The sequence below is a fragment of the Nocardioides sp. genome (assembly GCF_036405735.1).
In the GTDB taxonomy this organism is placed as follows: Bacteria; Actinomycetota; Actinomycetes; order Propionibacteriales; family Nocardioidaceae; genus Nocardioides.
Genome location: NZ_DASWXC010000086.1, coordinates 1 through 17,909, shown reverse-complemented (window position 1 = coordinate 17,909; position 17,909 = coordinate 1). Strand labels below are relative to the sequence as shown.

Below are 17,909 nucleotides of genomic sequence, written 5' to 3'. Positions count from 1 at the left end.
CGCGAACCACGTGGACCGGGAGGTGGCGCCGATCGCGCACAAGGTCGGTCCGACCCAGCTGATGCGCATCGTCGACGCCGCCCGCGCCCTCTACGATCCGGCCGGGGCCCGGGCGCGCGCCGAGAGAGCTGCCGAGCACCGGGAGGTGCGCATCTACCGCGACCAGCCCATCAACGGCGTGGTCGAGGTCGTCGCCGGCCTCGACTACGCGGACGCGCTCGACCTCGAGGCCGCGCTGCGCTCGCCACCGTCGCGGAGGAGCTGCGAACGGCCGGCGACGAGTCGCCGCTCGACGTACGCCGCTCGAAGGCGCTCGGCGAGCTCGCCCGACGCCAGACCGGCGGCGGGCGTCTGGTCCAGCTCGACGTGCACGTCGCCGCCGGCGACGCCTCAGGACTCGCCGACGTGGAGGGCTCCCCCGCCCTCGCCACGATCGAGCGGGTCCGCGAGTGGTGCACCACCGCCGGCACGAACGTGCGGGTCACGCCGGTCGTCGACCTCAACGACGACCTCCACCGCGACGGCTACCAGCCGAGCCCCCTCCAGCGGGAGCAGGCCGCGCTCCTCGACCGCACCTGCGTCCATCCGTTCTGCACTCGACGGGCCCGCGCCTGCGACCTGGACCACATCGAGCCGTCCCTGGCGGGCGGCCCGACCGCCTCAGCCAACCTCGCGCCGCTGTGCCGCCGTCATCACCGACTCAAGACCTTCGGAGGCTGGAGCTACGAGCGGGTCGGCCGGGGCCGGTACCGCTGGACCAGCCCGGGCGGACGGCGCTACCTGCGTGACCGGCAGGGCACCACCGAGGTAGGCCCGGGCCCGTAACGGTCGTCCAGAAATCCCGGCATTCCGGTCAGCACACCCCGTCGGATCCGTCACTATCCCGACGTGGACGGACTCCTCGAAGGTCTCGGGCTCGGCCTGCTCGGCGGCATGGTGGCGTGGGCCGCTGCCCAGGCTCTGCTGCGGCCACGCATCAGGTGCTCGCTCCACATCAGCAAGCAACCGAACCCGAGCGCACCCTGCGGCTACGCCTACCGCGTCAAGATCAAGAACGCCAGCTTCCTGAGGTCGCTCGCCGACGTACGGCTCCAGGCTCGCGTCTACATGCGCCACCGCAACGAGAGCGGCTCGACGACCGGCCGCAACCTGCGGCTCGGCACGTGGCCATCCGACGTCTTCCGGATCCTGCCCCGAGAGCACGTGATCCTCCGGATCGATCCGGCCGCACTGAGCTCGGAGAGCAACGACCGCCTTCGTGCCTGGGGCTACGACATCGCAGAGCGAGCCGACCGCTCACTGGAGGACTACCTACGGCTTCCGGACGCCTACTTCTCGGTCCAGATGCGGGGCACCGACGGGTGGTCGGGGGCAGCGCACTTCAAGGAGACACCGAGGCTGCGCCTCAGCGACCGCCCGATCCTGGAGGCTCGCTTCGTCGCTCGCCGGAACTGGGTCGACCGCGTCGTCCACCGCCTCAACCAACACCGCTCCGAGGCGTCCAACAAGCTGGAGCGACACGCCCTGCTGCGCCGATCGCATCCGGAGCTGCGCGTGCGGGCAGAGGCAGAGGCAGAGCATTCGGATCACGCCGGACCCGCCGGGTACCGGAACGACATGACCGAGCACGACGACCTGCCCCTGCCCGACTACGACCATCTGCCGACCGGCTCGCTCGAGGTAAGGATCCGCAGCCTCACCGCCGATCAGGTCGGCACCCTGCTCGCCTACGAAGGCGAGCACGCCGCCCGACCACTGGTCCTGCGCATCCTCCAGACCCGGATCGACCAGCTCGAGGCCGGCGCCGAGCCGACCGGCGGGTCGCCGGACGCCGCACGGCCCGAGACCGCGCAGCACGCGGAGACGCCCGGCAAGGCCAGTCCGGAGACCACCGGGCCGCCGATCAACCCGCCCTCGCAGGGCGTCCCCACGAACCCGTCACAGCCACGCGGCTGACTGCCGGCCAGCGCCGATCAGCGCCGATCAGCGCCGCTTGACCTTGACCAGCACCGTCTTCGCCTTCGGCTTGGCCGTGGCGCTGCCGAGGTAGACCAGCTTGAAGCGGTACCGGCCCGGGTAGAACCGCACCGTGCGCAGCGTCGCCTTCCCCTTCTTCAGGGTCGCCTGGCCGATCTTCAGCGTCCCGTAGCATGCGACGACGGTGCCGCGAGCGGGCTTCTTGCGTGCCTTCACGGTGAGCGCGACGGCCGGCTTCTTCTTCCACGACCGGGCCTCAGCCTTCGCCTTCAAGGTCGTGGGACGCTGGCCGGCCCGCGGCGCCGGTACGGCGACGCACGGGTCCACCGCAGTGGTCGCGTCCTCGCCGGTGCCGGGGGTGCCCGTTCCGGGCGTCTCGGGGCCGGGCGTGACGACGGGACCATCGGTCTCCGGACCGGGCGCACGCACCAGAAGCCGCGTGACGACCGGGTCGAGCGGGTCGAGCGGGTCCAGCGCGCAGGTCACCGTGCCGGTCAGCACGGAGAGCATGCTGGTGACCGTGAACGAATCCGGAGCCGTCAGCTCATAGGTCCCGGCTTCCGACGGAATCGGCAACGATGGCAACGACAGTGCGCCGGTGGCCAGCTCGACCTCGGGCCGGTAGGTGGCCTCCTCGAGAGTGAAGACCAGACCTTCGACCGAGCTCAGCAGGGTGGCGCCGGTGACGCCGAGCTCGCCCAGCAGCTCGGACAGCCCGGTCGAGCTGCCGAGGATCGGGTCGAGCGGCGCGGCGCCGATCTCCCTCTCGACCTCGTCGAGCGCGTCCAGCTCGATCGGCAGCGAGAACGGCTCGCTACCCAGCAGCGAGCTCAGCAGCCCGTTCGGCGTACACGTGTAGTCCAGCACCTTCGATACATCTGCAGCGACCGCCGGCGGCGGCGCGGCGACCAGCATTCCCGAGACCAACGCAGCACAAGCGCCCCAGCCCATCAGGCGCGCACGAACAGCCCTCATCTGCTTCCTCCCCTTCCCCGGGCCCCTCAGCACGGGCCCCAGCGGTGCCCCATTCCCCCCAGATTCATGATGTGACCTGCCTCACATCCGTGTCCCGGTTTCGGAAGAATTCGTTGAACGGTCTTCAAACGGCCCGCGATACCGTGGCGAGGTGACGCGCAGCTGGCAGGATCCGGAGTGGGTCGACCTCATGCTCGACGATGGCGACACCTGGGCCGTGGTGGGGCTGTCCAACGACACCAGCCGTACGGCGTACGCCATCGCGCGGCTGCTGCAGAGCCGCGGGAAGCGCATCGTCCCGATCCATCCGGCGGCCGCCGACGGCGAGATGGAGGTGCTGGGCGAACGGGCCTATCCCACGCTGGCCGACGTCCCGTTCGCCATCGACGTCGTCGACGTCTTCCGTCGCTCGGAGGCCGCGGGCGAGTTCGCCGACCAGGCGGTCGCCATCGGCGCCAAGGGCGTGTGGTTCCAGCTCGGGGTCGTGGACGCGGCGGCCTTCGAGCGCACCACACAGGCGGGCGTGCCCATGGTGATGGACGCCTGCCCCGCCATCGAGTGGAGCAGTCGGCGCCACTGAGCGCCGGAGGCACAGGTCAGTCCGGCGGCTCCGGCGGCATCGGGTCCTCCCCCGGCTGCGGGGTCGGCACCGGCGGCGTGTCCGGGAAGGGGTCGGGAATGTCGGGGCCGGGCTCCGGGATGCCGCCCGGGTAGGGGTCGGTCCCGGGCTCGGTCGGCGGGACGGGGGTCGTGGTCATGAAGTACCGGTACCCGCTCGCCGTCGCCACGACCCACTCCAGCGGGCCGCGAAGTCCCGCGGCGGCGAAGACCGCCCCGATCCCCAGAAGCACCACGACGTGCTCGAGGAAGGCGGCCGGTTGCTCGTCCGGCCACACGTCCGGAGTGCGCATCACGACGTGGAGGCTGTAGAGGGTGAGGGTCATCGTCCCGGCTCCGAACAGCACCGCCAGGAACACCCGGCCCGGGAACGGGAGCAACCGGGCCAGCAGGCAACAGACCCCGATCACGGCCACGGCGCTGGCCAGCGTCTGGGCCAGGTCGAACGGCGTCGAGGAGTGCGGCGCCACCACCAGGAGCCACTGCCACGAGCCTCCGACGGGCACGTTGCCGAACATCCCGGTGGCGATCTCGTCGAGCAGGCTGTCGACGTCCTCGAACGGCTGGCCCACCAGCAGCTCCTCGGCGCCGGCCGTGAGCCGGCGCGAGAGCGCCGTCACGGCCGCCGCGACGGCGACGCCGCCCGCGGCGAGCGCGGCCAGCAGCCGCCGGTTGCGCAGGTCGGCACGGCCCAGCGCCATCCCGCCCAGCAGGTAGGCCAGCCACGGCAGGGCCGGGTAGTAGCCGGTGAACAGCAGCTCGGCGGCCAGGCCGCCCGGATCGGCCAGGTCACCGAGGGACGGGCTCGCGAAGTCGCGGGCGGGCAGCTCCGGCTGGACGGCCCACGACACGACCGGTGCCACGACCACCCATGCCACGGTCAGCAGCGCGAGCGCGCGGGCACCCAGCCCGACGAACGGCAGAGCGAGCAGGAACAGCACGCCGTAGTAGGCGAGGATGACGGCCAGCCCGCTGTCGAGCTCGCCCAGCGCCAGCCCCACCAGGGCGACCAGCACGGCGCGGATGGCCAGCGACGCCGTACGACGGCCGCGCGCCCTGCCCCGTACCGGCGTGCGGCCGCCGGTCATCAAGGCGATCGACACCCCGGCCAGAGTCGCGAACAGGGCCGAGGCTCGGCCACCGGCGAGCCACTGCGCCGTGACCAGGTCGCCGCCCGCGGTGCGCTCGTCGAGCACGTGCGTCGCGACCATGCCCAGCAGGGCCAGGCAGCGCGCGACGTCGAGGCCGACCAGGCGGCCCTCGACCCGCTGCCGCAGTCGGCCGGTCAGGAGCCGGCCTCACCGCGCACGACGGCGCCCTTCTGCTGCGCGACGGTCCGCAGCGACGCCTGGAACTCCACGACCCGCTGCTGCAGCTGCGGCGAGGTGGCCGCCAGGATGCGGACCGCCAGCAGCCCGGCGTTGCGGGCGTTCCCGATCGAGACCGTCGCGACCGGGACGCCGGCCGGCATCTGCACGATCGAGAGCAGCGAGTCCATGCCGTCGAGGTACTTCAGCGGCACCGGCACGCCGATCACCGGCAGCGGCGTGACCGCGGCGAGCATCCCGGGCAGGTGCGCCGCTCCCCCGGCACCGGCGATGATCACCGACAGCCCGCGCTCGTGCGCACGCTTGCCGTAGTCGATCATCTCCTCCGGCATCCGGTGCGCCGAGACGACGTCGGCCTCGTAGCCGATGCCGAACTCCTCCAGCGCCTCCGCGGCCGCCTTCATCACCGGCCAGTCGGAGTCGGAGCCCATCACGATGCCGACCACCGCCCGTTGGTCGAGCTTGTCGAGACCCCTGTCGGTCATGCTCACTCGCTCTGGTTGCCGAGGTCGCCGCGGAACCAGGCGGCGGCGTGCCGCGCCCGCTCCAGGCAGTCCTCGAGGTCGTCGCCGTAGGTGTTGACGTGCCCCACCTTGCGGCCGGGCCGCAGCTCCTTGCCGTACAGATGCACCCGCAGGTGCGGGTCGCGGGCCATCGCGTGGGGGAAGCCGTCGTACAGCCGGCCCACATCCGAGTTGGCTCCGCCGAGGATGTTGACCATCACCGACCAGCGGGCGCGGGGCGCCGGCGAGCCGAGCGGCAGGTCCATCACCGCGCGCAGGTGGTTCTCGAACTGCGAGGTGACCGCACCGTCCTGCGTCCAGTGGCCGGTGTTGTGGGGCCGCATGGCGAGCTCGTTGACGAGGATGCGGCCATCGACGGTCTCGAACAGCTCGACGGCCAGCACGCCGGTGACGTCGAGCGCGCCCGCGATGCGCAGGGCGATCGCCTGCGCCTGGCCGGCCAGCTGCTCGGAGATCCCGGGTGCGGGCGCGATCACCTCGTGACAGATGCCGTCGAGCTGGGTGGTCTGCACGACGGGGTACGCCGCGGCCTGGCCGCTCGGCGAGCGCGCCACGATCGCGGACAGCTCACGGGTGAAGTCGACCAGCTCCTCGGCCAGGATCCGCACGCCGGTGCGCTCGGCCACCTCGAACGGCTCCGCGGCGTCGGCGGCCGAGCGGACGACCCAGACGCCCTTGCCGTCGTACCCGCCGCGGGTGGTCTTGAGGACGCACGGGAAGCCGAACGCCTCGACCTCCGCGACGGAGCCCACGATCGCGTTGCGCGGGCACGGTACGCCGAGCTCGGCGAGCCGCTCGCGCATCAGTCCCTTGTCCTGGGCGTGGACGAGCGCGTCGGGGCCGGGCCGCACCGCGAGCCCGGACGCGGCCAGGGCGTGCAGGTGCTCGGTCGGCACGTGCTCGTGGTCGAACGTGACGACGGCGCAGCCGTCGGTGACCTTCTGCAGCGTGGCCAGGTCGCGGTAGTCGCCGACGAGGTGGTCGGGGATGACCTGCGCGGCGGAGACGCCGTCGGCCTCGGCGAGCAGCCGCAGCGGCAGGCCCAGGGCGATCGCCGGCTGCGCCATCATCCGGGCCAGCTGGCCGCCACCGATCACGGCGAGGGTCGGCGCGAGGCCGGGGTTCGTCGCGGACACGCGCAGAGCCTAGCGGCGTCCTGGCCAGCTGCCGCACCGCGTCCGTGGCGCTAGCTGACCCGGGCCGACGCCTTCTCGAACCGCAGGCCCTTGCCGCGGATCGTGGTGATGAGATGCGGCTGCCGGCTGTCGTCGCCGAGCTTGCGCCGGACCCAGCCCAGGTGCACGTCGATCGTCTTCGACGAGGTCCAGAAGCTCGCGTGCCACACGTCGCGCATCAGCTCCTCGCGGCTGACGATCTGGCCCGCGTTGCTCATCAGCTTGTGGACGAGGTCGAACTCCTTGCGCGACAGGGCGATCTCGTCGCCACCTCGCCAGGCACGCCGCGTCTCAGGGTCGAGCCGAATCTCCTGCACCTCGATCACCCGAGAACGATAAGGAGGCGCGGACGGCCCCCGGCAAAGAATTGCACCAACCTGCCATTGACAGGTTGGTGACAGACCGGTGACAGGGTGGTGACAGCGCGCGAGAGCCTCAGTGACGGCGTACGGCGACCGGCTCGACGATCCCGAACCCGCGCACCGGGCGCGCCGGTAGCCGACGGGTCTCGAACTGGTCCTCCGGCAGCACCGCAGCGGTCCGCTCGTCGATGATGATCCGGTTGCGGCGAGCCACCGCGGTGAGCCGGGCGGCCATGTTGACCGGCGGCCCGAAGACGTCACCCAGGCGCATCACGACCGAGCCGGTCGCCAGGCCCAGCCGGACGTCGGGCATCCGGGGGTCCCGACCGATGACGTTGATGATGCCCTCGGCGGTGTCGTAGGCCCGGATCGGGTCGTCGTTGACGAAGAGGACCGAGTCGCCGAGCGACTTGATCACCCGGCCGTGCTGGACCGCGACCACGTCGGCGCAACGGGACTCGAACAGCTCGACGAGGTCACCGATCTTGGCCTCGGTCAGGGTGTTCGACAGCGCGGTGAAGGAGACGATGTCGGCGAACCCGACGGTCACCTGGGTCGTGCCCACGTCGTCGGCCTGCGATGCCTCGAGCCGCGCCAGCGCCGCGGCGAGGTGCCGGCGCCAGGCGTAGACCAGCAGCTCCTCGAAGGTCTTGTTGAACTCCCCGGCCAGCTCTCCGGCCTGGTGCACGATCGCGGCCGCGCCGGCGGCGTCGCCGGTCTCCTCGATGCGGTGGAGCAGTGCGGAGAACTCCCAGTCCGAGAGCCGCGCCATCGTCTGGCCCATGCCGCGGGTGAGGTTCACCGCGAGGTCGAAGTCGATCAGCCCGGTGTCGATGACGTCCATGAGCACCCGCAGCGCCCGGACGTCGTCCTCGGAGTAGACCGCCTCCTCGCCCGCCTCGGGGAAGCCGAGGGCGCGCCACAGCTTCCTGGCCTGCTCGAGGGTGATGCCGGTGCGCTCGGCGACCTCCACCGCGGTGAAGTGCGTCGGTTCGCTCCCCTGGTCGGTCGAGATGGCCACGGCGGCATCATCTCATCCGGCGCTCAGCCCGTGACGGGGCGCACATGCACGACGTCGCCGGCCCCCACCGCGGACTCGCCCTCGGGCGTCCGCACGACCAGCCGGCCGATCGGGTCGATCGCCACCGCGGTCCCCAGCAGCGCGTCGCCGCCAGGCAGCTCCGCGCGGATCTCACGCCCCAGGGTCACGCTGGCGGCGGAGTAGGCCGCGGCGAGGCCGTCGGGGTCGACCTGCCAGTCGCCGTACCGATCCAGGAGACGGCGCAGCAGTCGCGCCAGCAGCGTGCTGCGGTCCACCGGCGCTGCCGAGAGCAGCTCCAGCGAGGTGCCGGTCTCGACCGGGATCTCGCCGGCCCGCTGGGAGGTGTTGAGCCCGATCCCGATCACGGCGGCCGGACCGACCTCGCTGGTCGAGCCTGTCGGCGCCTCGATCCGCTCGACCAGGATCCCGCAGACCTTGCGCTCCCCGTCCGCCGTGTGGACGAGGACGTCGTTGGGCCACTTCACCCCGGCCAGGAAGCCCTCCTCGCGCAGTGTCTCGGCGACCGCCAGGCCCGTCATCAGCGGCAGCCAGGGCCAGCGCTCGGTGGGGACCTCCGCCGGGGGGCGCAGCAGCACCGAGAACGTCAGCGCGCTGCGCGCGGGCGTCTCCCAGGTCCGGTCCAGCCGGCCGCGACCGGCGGTCTGGTGCTCGGTGGCCAGGACCAGTCCCTCGGCCTCGCCGGCGCGTGCCCGCTCGACGACGATCGCATTGGTCGACGCCGTCTCCTGCTCGATCTCCACCCGCAGCGGCACCGGCAAACCGGCCAGCTCCGTGGCGATCCTCACAAAATCCAGCGGGGCTCGCCCGTTCGGCTCCTGGGTCATGGCCACTAGGGTGCCAGTCGTGACTGCGCACAAGGATGAGTCGGCCCCCGAGATCGACCTGCACACGACCGCCGGCAAGCTCGCCGACCTGGAGCGCCGCCTCGACGAGGCGATCCACGTCAGCTCCGCCAAGGCCGTCGAGAAGCAGCACGCCAAGGGCCGCAAGACGGCCCGCGAGCGGATCGAGATGCTCTTCGACGAGGGCTCCTTCGTCGAGATCGACGAGTTGGCCCGGCACCGCTCGACCGCGTTCGGGCTGGAGAAGAACCGCCCCTACGGCGACGGCGTCATCACCGGCTACGGCACGGTCGACGGCCGCCAGGTGTGCGTGTTCTCCCAGGACTTCACGATCTTCGGCGGCTCGCTCGGCGAGGTCTACGGCGAGAAGATCGTCAAGATCATGGACCTGGCCCTCAAGACCGGCTCCCCGATCGTCGGCATCAACGAGGGCGCCGGCGCCCGCATCCAGGAGGGCGTGGTCTCGCTCGGGCTGTACGGCGAGATCTTCCGCCGCAACGTGCGCGCCTCGGGCGTGATCCCGCAGATCTCGCTGATCATGGGCAACTGCGCCGGCGGCCACGTCTACTCCCCCGCGGTCACCGACTTCACCGTCATGGTCGACGGCACCTCGGCGATGTTCATCACCGGGCCCGACGTCATCAAGACCGTCACCGGCGAGGACATCTCGATGGAGGAGCTCGGCGGCGCCCGGGCCCACAACACCAAGTCCGGCGCGGCGCACTACATGGCCTCCGACGAGGAGGACGCCATCGAGTACGTCAAGGCGCTGCTGTCCTACCTGCCGAGCAACAACCTCGACGAGCCGCCGGCGTACGACGAGGTGGCGGACCTGGAGCCGTCCGACGACGACCTGGCGCTGGACACCTTCATCCCCGACTCGCCGAACATGCCCTACGACATGCACGACGTGATCGCGAAGGTGCTCGACGACGGCGAGTTCACCGAGGTGCACCCGCTGTTCGCCCCCAACATCGTGGTCGGCTTCGGGCGCGTCGAGGGCAAGCCCGTCGGCGTCGTGGCCAACCAGCCGATGCAGTTCGCCGGCTGCCTCGACATCGACGCCTCGGAGAAGGCGGCCCGCTTCGTGCGGACCTGTGACGCCTTCAACGTGCCGGTGCTGACCTTCGTCGACACCCCCGGCTTCCTGCCCGGCTCCGACCAGGAGCACACCGGCATCATCCGCCGTGGCGCGAAGCTGATCTACGCCTACTGCGAGGCGACCGTCCCGCTGGTCACGGTCATCACCCGCAAGGCCTTCGGCGGCGCCTACGACGTCATGGGCTCCAAGCACCTGGGCGGCGACATCAACCTCGCCTGGCCCACCGCGCAGATCGCGGTGATGGGCTCGCAGGGCGCGGCGAACATCATTCACCGGCGTACCCTCCAGGCCGTCGAGGCCGAGGGCGGCGACGTCGAGGCCAAGCGCGCCGAGCTGATCGACGAGTACGAGACCACCCTCTCGAACCCGTACATCGCGGCCGAGCGCGGCTACGTCGACGCGGTCATCCGTCCGCACGAGACCCGCGCCGAGGTCGTCAAGGCACTGCGCCTGCTGAAGACCAAGCGCGACACGCTGCCGCCGAAGAAGCACGGGAACATCCCGCTGTGAGCGCCGAGGCTACGCCCGTGCTGCGGGTCGTCAACCCGGACGCGACGCCGGAGGAGGTCGCCGCGATCGTGGCGGTCCTCTCGGCGCTCGGCGGTGCCGCACCGGCACCGAGGAAGCCGCGTAGCACCTGGGCGAGCCCGGCCCGTCAGCTGCGGGGCCCGCTGCCGCCGTCGTGGCGCGCCAGCGGCCTGCCCCGCTGAAACTGGCCCCTTCCGGCCCGCACCCGGTCCGTCCTAGCGTGGCGGGGTCGGCAGTTCGCCGACCCCGACTTCGGACCGGAGGCATCGATGGCGACTCTCAACCCCTACCTCGGCTTCAAGGACAACGCCCGCGAGGCGCTGGAGTTCTACCACTCGGCGCTCGGCGGCGAGCTGTCGATCATGGCGTTCGGCGACATGGGTGAGGCGATGCCGGCTCCTCCCGGCGAGGAGAACCTCGTCATGCACGGGCAGCTCACCCTCGAGGACGGGCTGGTGCTGATGGCGGCCGACACCCCGAGCGGGATGGAGCACGTTCCGGCGACCAGCGGCGTCACGGTGGCCATGACCGGCGGGCCGGAGGACCTCGACCGGCTGCGCAGCGCCTTCGAGGCACTGTCCCAGGGCGGCACTCCCGGGATGCCGTTGGAGAAGGCGCCCTGGGGCGACTACTTCGGCCAGTTCACCGACCGGTTCGGCATCTCGTGGATGTTCGACATCGGCACCGAGTGAGCTGCCGCTAGGGTCGGCTGACGTGACCCGATCTGTTGACGCCCGCTCCGAGCAGTACGTCGAGGAGTACGCCGCCCTCGACCCGATCGCGGCCACGTCGGTCGGCATCCCCGGTCACGAGCACGAGCTCCCCGACCTCTCCCCCGACGGCTTCGCCGCCCGGGAGGAGCTCACCCGGCGCGCTCACGCCGAGGTGGCCGCGCTGCGCCCGGTCGACGAGCGTGAGCAGATCGCCCAGGACGCCTTCCTGGAGCGGCTGGGCCTCGAGGTGGAGCAGGTGGAGGCCGGCCTGGCGCGCCACGACCTCTCGGTGATCACCGGTGCCTCCCACGAGCTGCGCGAGGTCCTCGACCTGATGGGGACCGAGTCGGCCGAGGACTGGGAGGCCATCGACGCCCGCCTGGCGGGCATCCCTGCGGCGTTGGCCGACTACCGCCGCACCCTGCTCGAGGAGGCCGGGTCCGGGCGCGTCGCGGCCCGGCGCCAGTACGTCGAGCACGCGGCCCAGATCAAGGGCTGGACCGGCCAGCAGGGAGCCGGCGGCAACTACTTCCTGACCTTCGCCGGGCAGGCGCCTGAGCCGGTGCGCGAGCGGGTCCTCGCCCGGGCGGAGCGGGCCAGCGCGGCGTACGCCGACTTCGCGGCCTTCCTCGAGGCCGACCTGGCGCCGCGCGGCCGGGAGGCCGACGGCGTCGGCCGTGAGCACTACGCGCTGGCCTCGCGCCGCTTCCTGGGGGCGACGGTCGACCTCGAGGAGACCTACGCCTGGGGCTGGGAGGAGCTGGCCCGGATCGAGGGCGACCTGGCGGCGACCGCCCAGCGGATCGCGCCCGGGGGCACCGTCGCCGACGCCGTCGCCGCCCTCGACGCCGACCCCGCCCGCGACTGCGGCAGTCGGGAGGCGTTCGCCGAGTGGATGCAGGCCAAGGCCGACGACATCCTCACCACCTTCCACGGCGTGCACTTCGACATCGCCGAGCCGATCCGGGAGATCGCCTGCAAGGTGGCGCCGGTCAACGACGGCGGGGCGTGGTACACGCCGCCCTCCGAGGACTTCTCCCGGCCCGGCACGATGTGGTTCTCGTTCACCGACGACCACAAGATCTTCTCGACCTGGCGCGAGACGACGACCGTCTTCCACGAGGGCGTGCCCGGCCACCACCTGCAGTGCGCCCAGGCGGTCCACCGCGCCGACCGGCTCAACCGCTGGCAGCGGCTGTTCTGCTGGGTCAGCGGGCACGGCGAGGGCTGGGCGTTGTACGCCGAGCGGCTGATGGACGAGCTCGGCTACTTCGCGGACGCCGGCGACCGGCTGGGCTTCCTCGACATGCAGGGCTTCCGGGCGGCCCGGGTGATCGTGGACATCGGCGTCCACCTCGGGCTCACCATTCCGAAGGACAACCCGTTCGGCTGGCGCCCGGGCGAGGTCTGGGACGCCGAGAAGGTGCTGGAGTTCATGCTCGCGCACAGCCGGATGGACCCGGGCTCGGTGCGCTTCGAGGTGAACCGCTACCTCGGGTGGCCGGGCCAGGCACCGTCGTACAAGGTCGGCGAGAAGATCTGGCTCGACGCTCGCGCCGCCGCCGCGGCCCGGCATGCGCGCGAGGGCCGAGCTTTCGACCTCAAGGCGTTCCACACCGCCGCGCTCGACCTCGGCTCGCTGGGCCTGGACCCGCTCCAGGCGGCGCTGGCCCGGCTGTGACGCCGCGGTGAGCATCCGGCTGAGCCGCGAGGACGCCCGGCGGATCGCGGTCCGGGCGCAGCTCCTCGACGCGGAGCGACCGTTGTCCCTCGTGGAGGTGGTCGACCAGCTGACGCTGGTCCAGATCGACCCGACCACCGCGATCGTGCGCAGTCCCGACCTGGTGCTGTGGTCACGGCTGGGGCCGGCGTACGAGCCGTCCGACCTGGTCTTCGCGCTGGAGACCGAGCGGTCGCTGGTGGAGCACGTGACGTTCATCCGCACCATGGACGACATCGGCATCCATCTGTCGGTCGCCGACGAGTGGCTCCACCCCTCGACGCTCTCCTGGGTCGCGGCCAATCCGCGGTTCCGGCAGCGGCTGCTCGACCAGCTCCGCAGCGACGGGCCGGTGCCAGCGACGGCGCTCCCCAACGACCCGGAGCTGCCGTACGCCTCCACCGGCTGGAACGACGACAAGAATGCCGGCCGCATGCTCGACGTGCTGTGCCTGCGCGGGGAGGTCGCGGTCGCCGGGCGGCAGGGTCGCACCCGGCTGTGGGACCTCGCCGAGCGGATCTACCCCGAGGACCTCTACCGACCCGAGCCCGAGGAGGCGCGGCGGTTGCGGGACGAGCGTCGCCTGGCGTCGCTCGGCATCGCGCGCGCCAAGCCGCTGCGCTCCCCCGGCGAGCCGTCGCCCCTCGGCGACCTCGGACTCGAGGCCGTGGTCGACGGCGTGGCCGGCACCTGGCGCATCGACCCCGACGCGTACGCCGCGCTGGAGGACCCGTTCGACGGGCGGTGCGCGCTGCTCTCGCCGTTCGACCGGCTGGTCTACGACCGCGACCGGGCCCTGGACCTGTTCGACTTCGAGTACGTGCTGGAGATGTACAAGCCCGCCGCCCAGCGCCGCTGGGGCTACTTCGCGCTGCCCATCCTGGTCGGCGACCGGCTCGTGGGGAAGCTCGACGCGAAGGCCGACCGCAAGGCGGGTCTGCTGCGGGTGTTCGCGGTCCACCAGGACGGCCCGTGGACGCCGGAGGTCGGCAACGCCGTCGAGGCGGAGATCGAGGCGCTCGCGGCCTGGCTGGGGCTGGCCGTCGGCCGCTGACCACGCGCGCCGGGACCAGAAGACCGCAAAGTCCTGCGCCGGAGCGTGTCACAGCGCTACGGTCCCTCCATCGCAGTCGGTCGCACCTGGGCGACCCGGATGAGAAGGAACAACGGGATGCATCTGGGTCGCGCGCTCGTCGCTGCCGTCCTCGCCCTCACCACCGGCGTCACCACGGTCCTCGCCACCAGCCCCGCCGCCGTCGCCGCGGGTGGCAGCGCGCCGGTGACCGTGGCCGACCGGCTCGAGGGCCGGGCCGGCTCCCTCCTCGAGGTGGAGCCGCTGGGCAACGACTCCGACGCCGACGGTGACGCGTTGGCGCTGTGCCGGCTCGGCACGGTGCCCCCGGGCATGATGGCGGAGATCATCGAGGACACCGTGATCGTGATCGCGTCGCAGCCCGGCACGTACACCCTCGACTACTACGCCTGCGACTTCGAGCAGCTCACGCGCGGCACGATCACGGTCGTCGTCACGCCGGCCGTGGTCATCAGCCTGCGGATCCGCAAGCTCCCTCAGCCCGGACAGCTCCGGGTGGTCAACCGCAGCGCCTTCCAGGTGTCCTTCGCCTGGGGCTCGGTCAAGGAGGACAAGGCCGACGGCTCCCGCTGGATCCGGCCGGGTCGCGCCGTCGTCATCAAGGTCAGGCGGCCCTCGATCGTCTGGGCCGCCGCCAACCTCCGCCAGGACGTGTTCAAGGTCGGCGCCGTGCGCGGGATCCGGCTGCCGAAGGGCACCAAGGCGCTGGCACCGGGCGCACCCAAGCCCGGCATGGAGGGCGCCTTCGCCGGCCGCGCGATGGACGGGTGGAAGTGATCGTGATGACCAAGGCTCGCGCGGCGCTGGCCGCCGGTTTCGCCGTTGCCATGCTCGCGCCCTCCGGTGCGGCCGTCGCCGGGTCCGACGTCGTGCGTGACAAGACCGGCGACGTCTCGGTCGTCAGCCTCCTCTCGGAGTCGGACGAGGTCGCGCAGGCACACGCCCGCCGCCGGGGCGACATCACCAGCGTGCGCACCGCCTACGCGCGCGGCACGATCACCCTCACCACGCGGATGCGGGAGATCCCCCGTTCGTTCATCGCCCTCGCGGAGCTCGGCACCTCCGCCGGGGGCCGTCGCTACGGCGTCCTCGCCTCCGGGCGCGGCAAGGCCGCGGAGGTGGCCCTCTACCGCGGCAAGGACAGCGAGACCGTGCTGCCCTGCGACGGGCTCACCGTGCGCGCCCGTCCGCGACAGCAGACGCTGGTGGTCCGGATCCCCGCCACGTGCGTGGGATCCCCTCGGTGGATCCGCAGCGCCGTCGCCATGACGGCGCTGAGCTTCCCGTCGCCGGCCGAGCTGGCCTGGCCGGGTGCCTTCGAGGACCTGAAGTTCTTCGCCGACGTGGCCGGAATGGCGGGCATGAGCGAGAAGTACTTCAACTCCTCGGCCGCGCGGCTCCCGCTCGGCCCGATGATCCGTAGGAACTGAGCGTCCGTCGGTCCAGGGTCACTGACCCAGTCGGGCCAGCTCCTCCTCGACCACCGACGGGTCGAGCTTGGTGAAGATCGGCGTCGGCTTCGCGACCGGCGTACCGGCCGTGATGGGGCGGCGTCGCCAGGCCGGTGCGGTCGAGTAGTCGCCGGTGATGACCGGATAGCCCGGCCCGCCGTCGAGGTCGTCGACCTCCTCGATCCGCGGCATCGGCGCGATCTCGCCGGCACCGCCGAACACCTTGTCGACCTCGTTGGCCGAGAAGGGCAGGAACGGTGACAGGACGAGGTTGAGGTCGGCCACGCACTGGGCGGCCACGTGCAGGATCGTGCCCATCCGCACCGCGTCGGCCGGGTCCTTGGCGAGCTTCCACGGCTCGGTGTCGGCGAGGTAGCGGTTGACCTCGCCGACCGCTCGCATCGCCTCCCCGATGGCGTGCTTCTGCCGGTGCTGGGCGATCAGCCCGCCGACCGTGGCGAAAGCGTCCTCGACCAGGTCCAGCACGGCCCGGTCCTGGTCGGTGAGCTCGCCGCGGGGCGGGATCTCGCCGAAGTTCTTGGCGATCAGGTTCGCGGTGCGGTTGACCAGGTTGCCCCAGCCGGCGACCAGCTCGTCGTTGGTACGCCGGACGAACTCCGCCCAGGTGAAGTCGGAGTCGTTGGTCTCCGGTCCGGCGGCCGCCACGAAGTAGCGGAAGGCGTCGGCCTGATAGCGGGCGAGCAGGTCGCGGACGTAGATGACGACCTTCTTGGAGGAGGAGAACTTCCGACCCTCCATCGTGAGGAACTCGCTGGAGACCACCTCGGTGGGCAGGTTCAGTTCGCCGTACTCCCGCGGCGAACCCCCCTTGGCGCCCTTGCCGGCGTAGGCGAGCAGCTCGGCCGGCCAGATCTGGGAGTGGAAGGTGATGTTGTCCTTGCCCATGAAGTAGTAGGACAGGGCCTCCGGATCGTTCCACCACTCGCGCCACGCGTCGGGCTTCCCGGAGCGCCGGGCCCACTCGATGGAGGCCGAGAGGTAGCCGATGACCGCGTCGAACCAGACGTAGAGCTTCTTCGTCGGGTTCTCGCGCCAGCCCTCCAGCGGCACCGCGATGCCCCAGTCGATGTCGCGCGTCATCGCGCGCGGCCGGATCTCCTTGAGGATGTTCTGCGAGAACCGGATGACGTTGGGGCGCCACAGTCCGGTCTTCTCGCGCTCGTCGAGCCACGCGGCAAGCGCCTCGGCGAGCGCCGGCAGGTCGAGGAAGAAGTGCTGGGTCTCGACGAACTCCGGCGTCTCGCCGTTGATCTTGCTCTTCGGGTTGATCAGGTCGTGCGGGTCGAGCTGGTTGCCACAGTTGTCGCACTGGTCGCCTCGCGCGCCATCGGCGCCGCAGATCGGGCAGGTGCCCTCGATGTAGCGGTCCGGCAGGGTGCGTCCGGTGGAGGGGCTGATGGCGCCGTACGCCGTCTGCTCGACGAAGTAGCCGTTCTCGTAGACCCCGAGGAAGAGCTCCTGCACCACCGCGTGGTGGTTGCGGGTGGTGGTCCGCGTGTAGAGGTCGTAGGTGAGCCCCAGCGCGCACAGGTCCTCGGCGATGAGGCGGTGGTTGCGGTCCACCAGCTCCTGCGGCGTGAGCCCCGCCTCGTCGGCGGCGATCAGGATCGGGGTGCCGTGCTCGTCGGTCCCCGAGACCATCAAGACGTCGTGCCCCGCCATCCGCATGTACCGGCTGAACACGTCGGAGGGCACGCCGAAACCGGCCACGTGACCGATGTGGCGCGGGCCGTTGGCGTACGGCCAGGCGACGGCAGAGAGGACGTTGCTCACGGACGAATCCTAGTGACCGTGCGACCGGTCCCTATTCGCCGGGAGGGTCGTAGCGATGGACCCTCTTCCCGGCCCGCTCGCGGATGGCCGGGAGCTGGGCGTAGAGCTGGGCGCCCGGGCACGCGGTCTGGCTGGTGTCGCGGTGGCCGTCGATCACCGGCAGCCGGACCCAGGTGCCGGCCGGGTAGTGGTCGCTGCCGCGCGACTGCGCCCGGACCCAGCCGCGCGGGCGGCCGCCGTAGCGGTCCAGCTTCCAGGCCGCCAGCCGCACCACCGTCGTCACGGCCTGCGGCGTCGGCGGCCGCTTGCCGAACCGACCGAGCACGGCGATGCCGACCGAGTTGTGGTTGAAGCCCAGCGTGTGCGCGCCGCGCACGGGCCGCCAGAAGCCGCCGGAGCGACCCACCCAGGCGCGGCCGAAGCTGTCGACGACGAAGTTGTACCCCAGGTCGAACCAGCCCAGCGTCCGGGTGTGGTAGCGGTACATGCCCTGCAGGATCCCCGGCACGTCGCCGGGGGCGTAGGCGTTGGCGGTCGCCGTGTGGTGCAGGTGGACCTGCCGCACCTTCCGGTTGTACGACGGCCGCCCGTTGCGCCACGAGGGATCCGCACCCCAGGCCGCCCGGTTGAGCAGCGGCGGGCGC

General features: G+C 71.7%; 20 protein-coding genes. 10 read left to right on the top strand and 10 right to left on the bottom strand.

Going from position 1 to position 17,909, the window contains the following annotated elements:
* Positions 1 to 204: 204 nt before the first annotated feature.
* The gene (locus tag VGE38_RS14010; RefSeq protein WP_331143167.1) at positions 205 to 372 is read right to left on the bottom strand and encodes a hypothetical protein; all 168 of its coding nucleotides are present in this window, start codon (positions 370 to 372) and stop codon (positions 205 to 207) included.
* Between VGE38_RS14010 and VGE38_RS14005 the strand changes: the two genes are divergently transcribed.
* Positions 367 to 825 carry an HNH endonuclease signature motif containing protein gene (locus tag VGE38_RS14005; RefSeq protein WP_331143166.1) on the top strand — a complete coding sequence of 153 codons (459 nt, stop codon included), beginning with the start codon at positions 367 to 369 and terminating at the stop codon, positions 823 to 825. The genes VGE38_RS14010 and VGE38_RS14005 overlap by 6 nt on opposite strands.
* Positions 826 to 888: 63 nt before the next feature.
* Positions 889 to 1,956, top strand: a complete 1,068-nt coding sequence (locus VGE38_RS14000) for a DUF8129 domain-containing protein (protein WP_331143165.1) — start codon at positions 889 to 891, stop codon at positions 1,954 to 1,956.
* Positions 1,957 to 1,983: 27 nt separating this feature from the next.
* On the opposite strand, the gene VGE38_RS13995 is transcribed toward VGE38_RS14000, so the two are convergent.
* On the bottom strand, positions 1,984 to 2,952 hold the full coding sequence (locus VGE38_RS13995) for a hypothetical protein (protein ID WP_331143164.1): 969 nt from the start codon (positions 2,950 to 2,952) through the stop codon (positions 1,984 to 1,986).
* Between the two features lie 151 nt (positions 2,953 to 3,103).
* Here VGE38_RS13995 and VGE38_RS13990 point away from each other — a divergent pair, with 151 nt between their 5' ends.
* Complete coding sequence (locus tag VGE38_RS13990) at positions 3,104 to 3,532, top strand: CoA-binding protein (protein WP_331143163.1); 429 nt, start codon at positions 3,104 to 3,106, stop codon at positions 3,530 to 3,532.
* A gap of 16 nt (positions 3,533 to 3,548) precedes the next feature.
* Here the strand turns inward: VGE38_RS13990 and VGE38_RS13985 are convergent, their stop codons facing one another.
* From VGE38_RS13985 to VGE38_RS13960, 6 genes are all read right to left on the bottom strand, one after another.
* Positions 3,549 to 4,823 carry a heparan-alpha-glucosaminide N-acetyltransferase domain-containing protein gene (locus VGE38_RS13985; RefSeq protein WP_331143190.1) on the bottom strand — a complete coding sequence of 425 codons (1,275 nt, stop codon included), beginning with the start codon at positions 4,821 to 4,823 and terminating at the stop codon, positions 3,549 to 3,551.
* Positions 4,824 to 4,855: 32 nt separating this feature from the next.
* The gene (gene purE / locus VGE38_RS13980; RefSeq protein ID WP_331143162.1) at positions 4,856 to 5,383 is read right to left on the bottom strand and encodes a 5-(carboxyamino)imidazole ribonucleotide mutase; all 528 of its coding nucleotides are present in this window, start codon (positions 5,381 to 5,383) and stop codon (positions 4,856 to 4,858) included.
* Positions 5,384 to 5,385: 2 nt separating this feature from the next.
* The gene (locus VGE38_RS13975) at positions 5,386 to 6,564 is read right to left on the bottom strand and encodes a 5-(carboxyamino)imidazole ribonucleotide synthase (protein WP_414690960.1); all 1,179 of its coding nucleotides are present in this window, start codon (positions 6,562 to 6,564) and stop codon (positions 5,386 to 5,388) included.
* Between the two features lie 44 nt (positions 6,565 to 6,608).
* Entirely contained in the window at positions 6,609 to 6,923 is a 315-nt protein-coding gene (locus tag VGE38_RS13970; protein ID WP_331143160.1) for a winged helix-turn-helix domain-containing protein, read from the bottom strand.
* A 109-nt stretch (positions 6,924 to 7,032) separates the two neighbouring features.
* The gene (locus VGE38_RS13965; RefSeq protein ID WP_331143159.1) at positions 7,033 to 7,980 is read right to left on the bottom strand and encodes an adenylate/guanylate cyclase domain-containing protein; all 948 of its coding nucleotides are present in this window, start codon (positions 7,978 to 7,980) and stop codon (positions 7,033 to 7,035) included.
* 23 nt (positions 7,981 to 8,003) lie between these two features.
* Positions 8,004 to 8,846, bottom strand: coding sequence for a biotin--[acetyl-CoA-carboxylase] ligase (locus VGE38_RS13960; RefSeq protein ID WP_331143158.1), 843 nt, complete (start codon positions 8,844 to 8,846; stop codon positions 8,004 to 8,006).
* A 19-nt stretch (positions 8,847 to 8,865) separates the two neighbouring features.
* Between VGE38_RS13960 and VGE38_RS13955 the strand changes: the two genes are divergently transcribed.
* From VGE38_RS13955 to VGE38_RS13925, 7 genes are all read left to right on the top strand, one after another.
* The gene (locus VGE38_RS13955) at positions 8,866 to 10,476 is read left to right on the top strand and encodes an acyl-CoA carboxylase subunit beta (protein WP_331143157.1); all 1,611 of its coding nucleotides are present in this window, start codon (positions 8,866 to 8,868) and stop codon (positions 10,474 to 10,476) included.
* The gene (locus VGE38_RS13950; protein WP_331143156.1) at positions 10,473 to 10,676 is read left to right on the top strand and encodes an acyl-CoA carboxylase subunit epsilon; all 204 of its coding nucleotides are present in this window, start codon (positions 10,473 to 10,475) and stop codon (positions 10,674 to 10,676) included. Before VGE38_RS13955 ends, VGE38_RS13950 begins: the two co-directional genes overlap by 4 nt.
* An 87-nt stretch (positions 10,677 to 10,763) precedes the next feature.
* Entirely contained in the window at positions 10,764 to 11,186 is a 423-nt protein-coding gene (locus VGE38_RS13945; RefSeq protein WP_331143155.1) for a VOC family protein, read from the top strand.
* 22 nt (positions 11,187 to 11,208) lie between these two features.
* Positions 11,209 to 12,888 carry a DUF885 domain-containing protein gene (locus VGE38_RS13940; RefSeq protein ID WP_331143154.1) on the top strand — a complete coding sequence of 560 codons (1,680 nt, stop codon included), beginning with the start codon at positions 11,209 to 11,211 and terminating at the stop codon, positions 12,886 to 12,888.
* Between the two features lie 7 nt (positions 12,889 to 12,895).
* Positions 12,896 to 13,981, top strand: coding sequence for a DNA glycosylase AlkZ-like family protein (locus tag VGE38_RS13935; protein WP_331143153.1), 1,086 nt, complete (start codon positions 12,896 to 12,898; stop codon positions 13,979 to 13,981).
* Between the two features lie 117 nt (positions 13,982 to 14,098).
* Positions 14,099 to 14,797: an Ig-like domain-containing protein gene (locus tag VGE38_RS13930; RefSeq protein ID WP_331143152.1), complete on the top strand. Its 699-nt coding sequence runs from the start codon at positions 14,099 to 14,101 to the stop codon at positions 14,795 to 14,797.
* A gap of 5 nt (positions 14,798 to 14,802) precedes the next feature.
* Positions 14,803 to 15,450: a hypothetical protein gene (locus VGE38_RS13925; protein WP_331143151.1), complete on the top strand. Its 648-nt coding sequence runs from the start codon at positions 14,803 to 14,805 to the stop codon at positions 15,448 to 15,450.
* 18 nt (positions 15,451 to 15,468) lie between these two features.
* On the opposite strand, the gene metG is transcribed toward VGE38_RS13925, so the two are convergent.
* Both metG and VGE38_RS13915 read right to left on the bottom strand, forming a co-directional pair.
* Positions 15,469 to 17,265 (bottom strand): methionine--tRNA ligase, encoded by a 1,797-nt coding sequence (gene metG / locus VGE38_RS13920; protein ID WP_331143150.1) that lies wholly within the window; start codon positions 17,263 to 17,265, stop codon positions 15,469 to 15,471.
* A 31-nt stretch (positions 17,266 to 17,296) separates the two neighbouring features.
* Positions 17,297 to 17,909 (bottom strand): N-acetylmuramoyl-L-alanine amidase (locus tag VGE38_RS13915; RefSeq protein ID WP_331143149.1); only part of this gene is annotated, 613 nt, incomplete at its 5' end.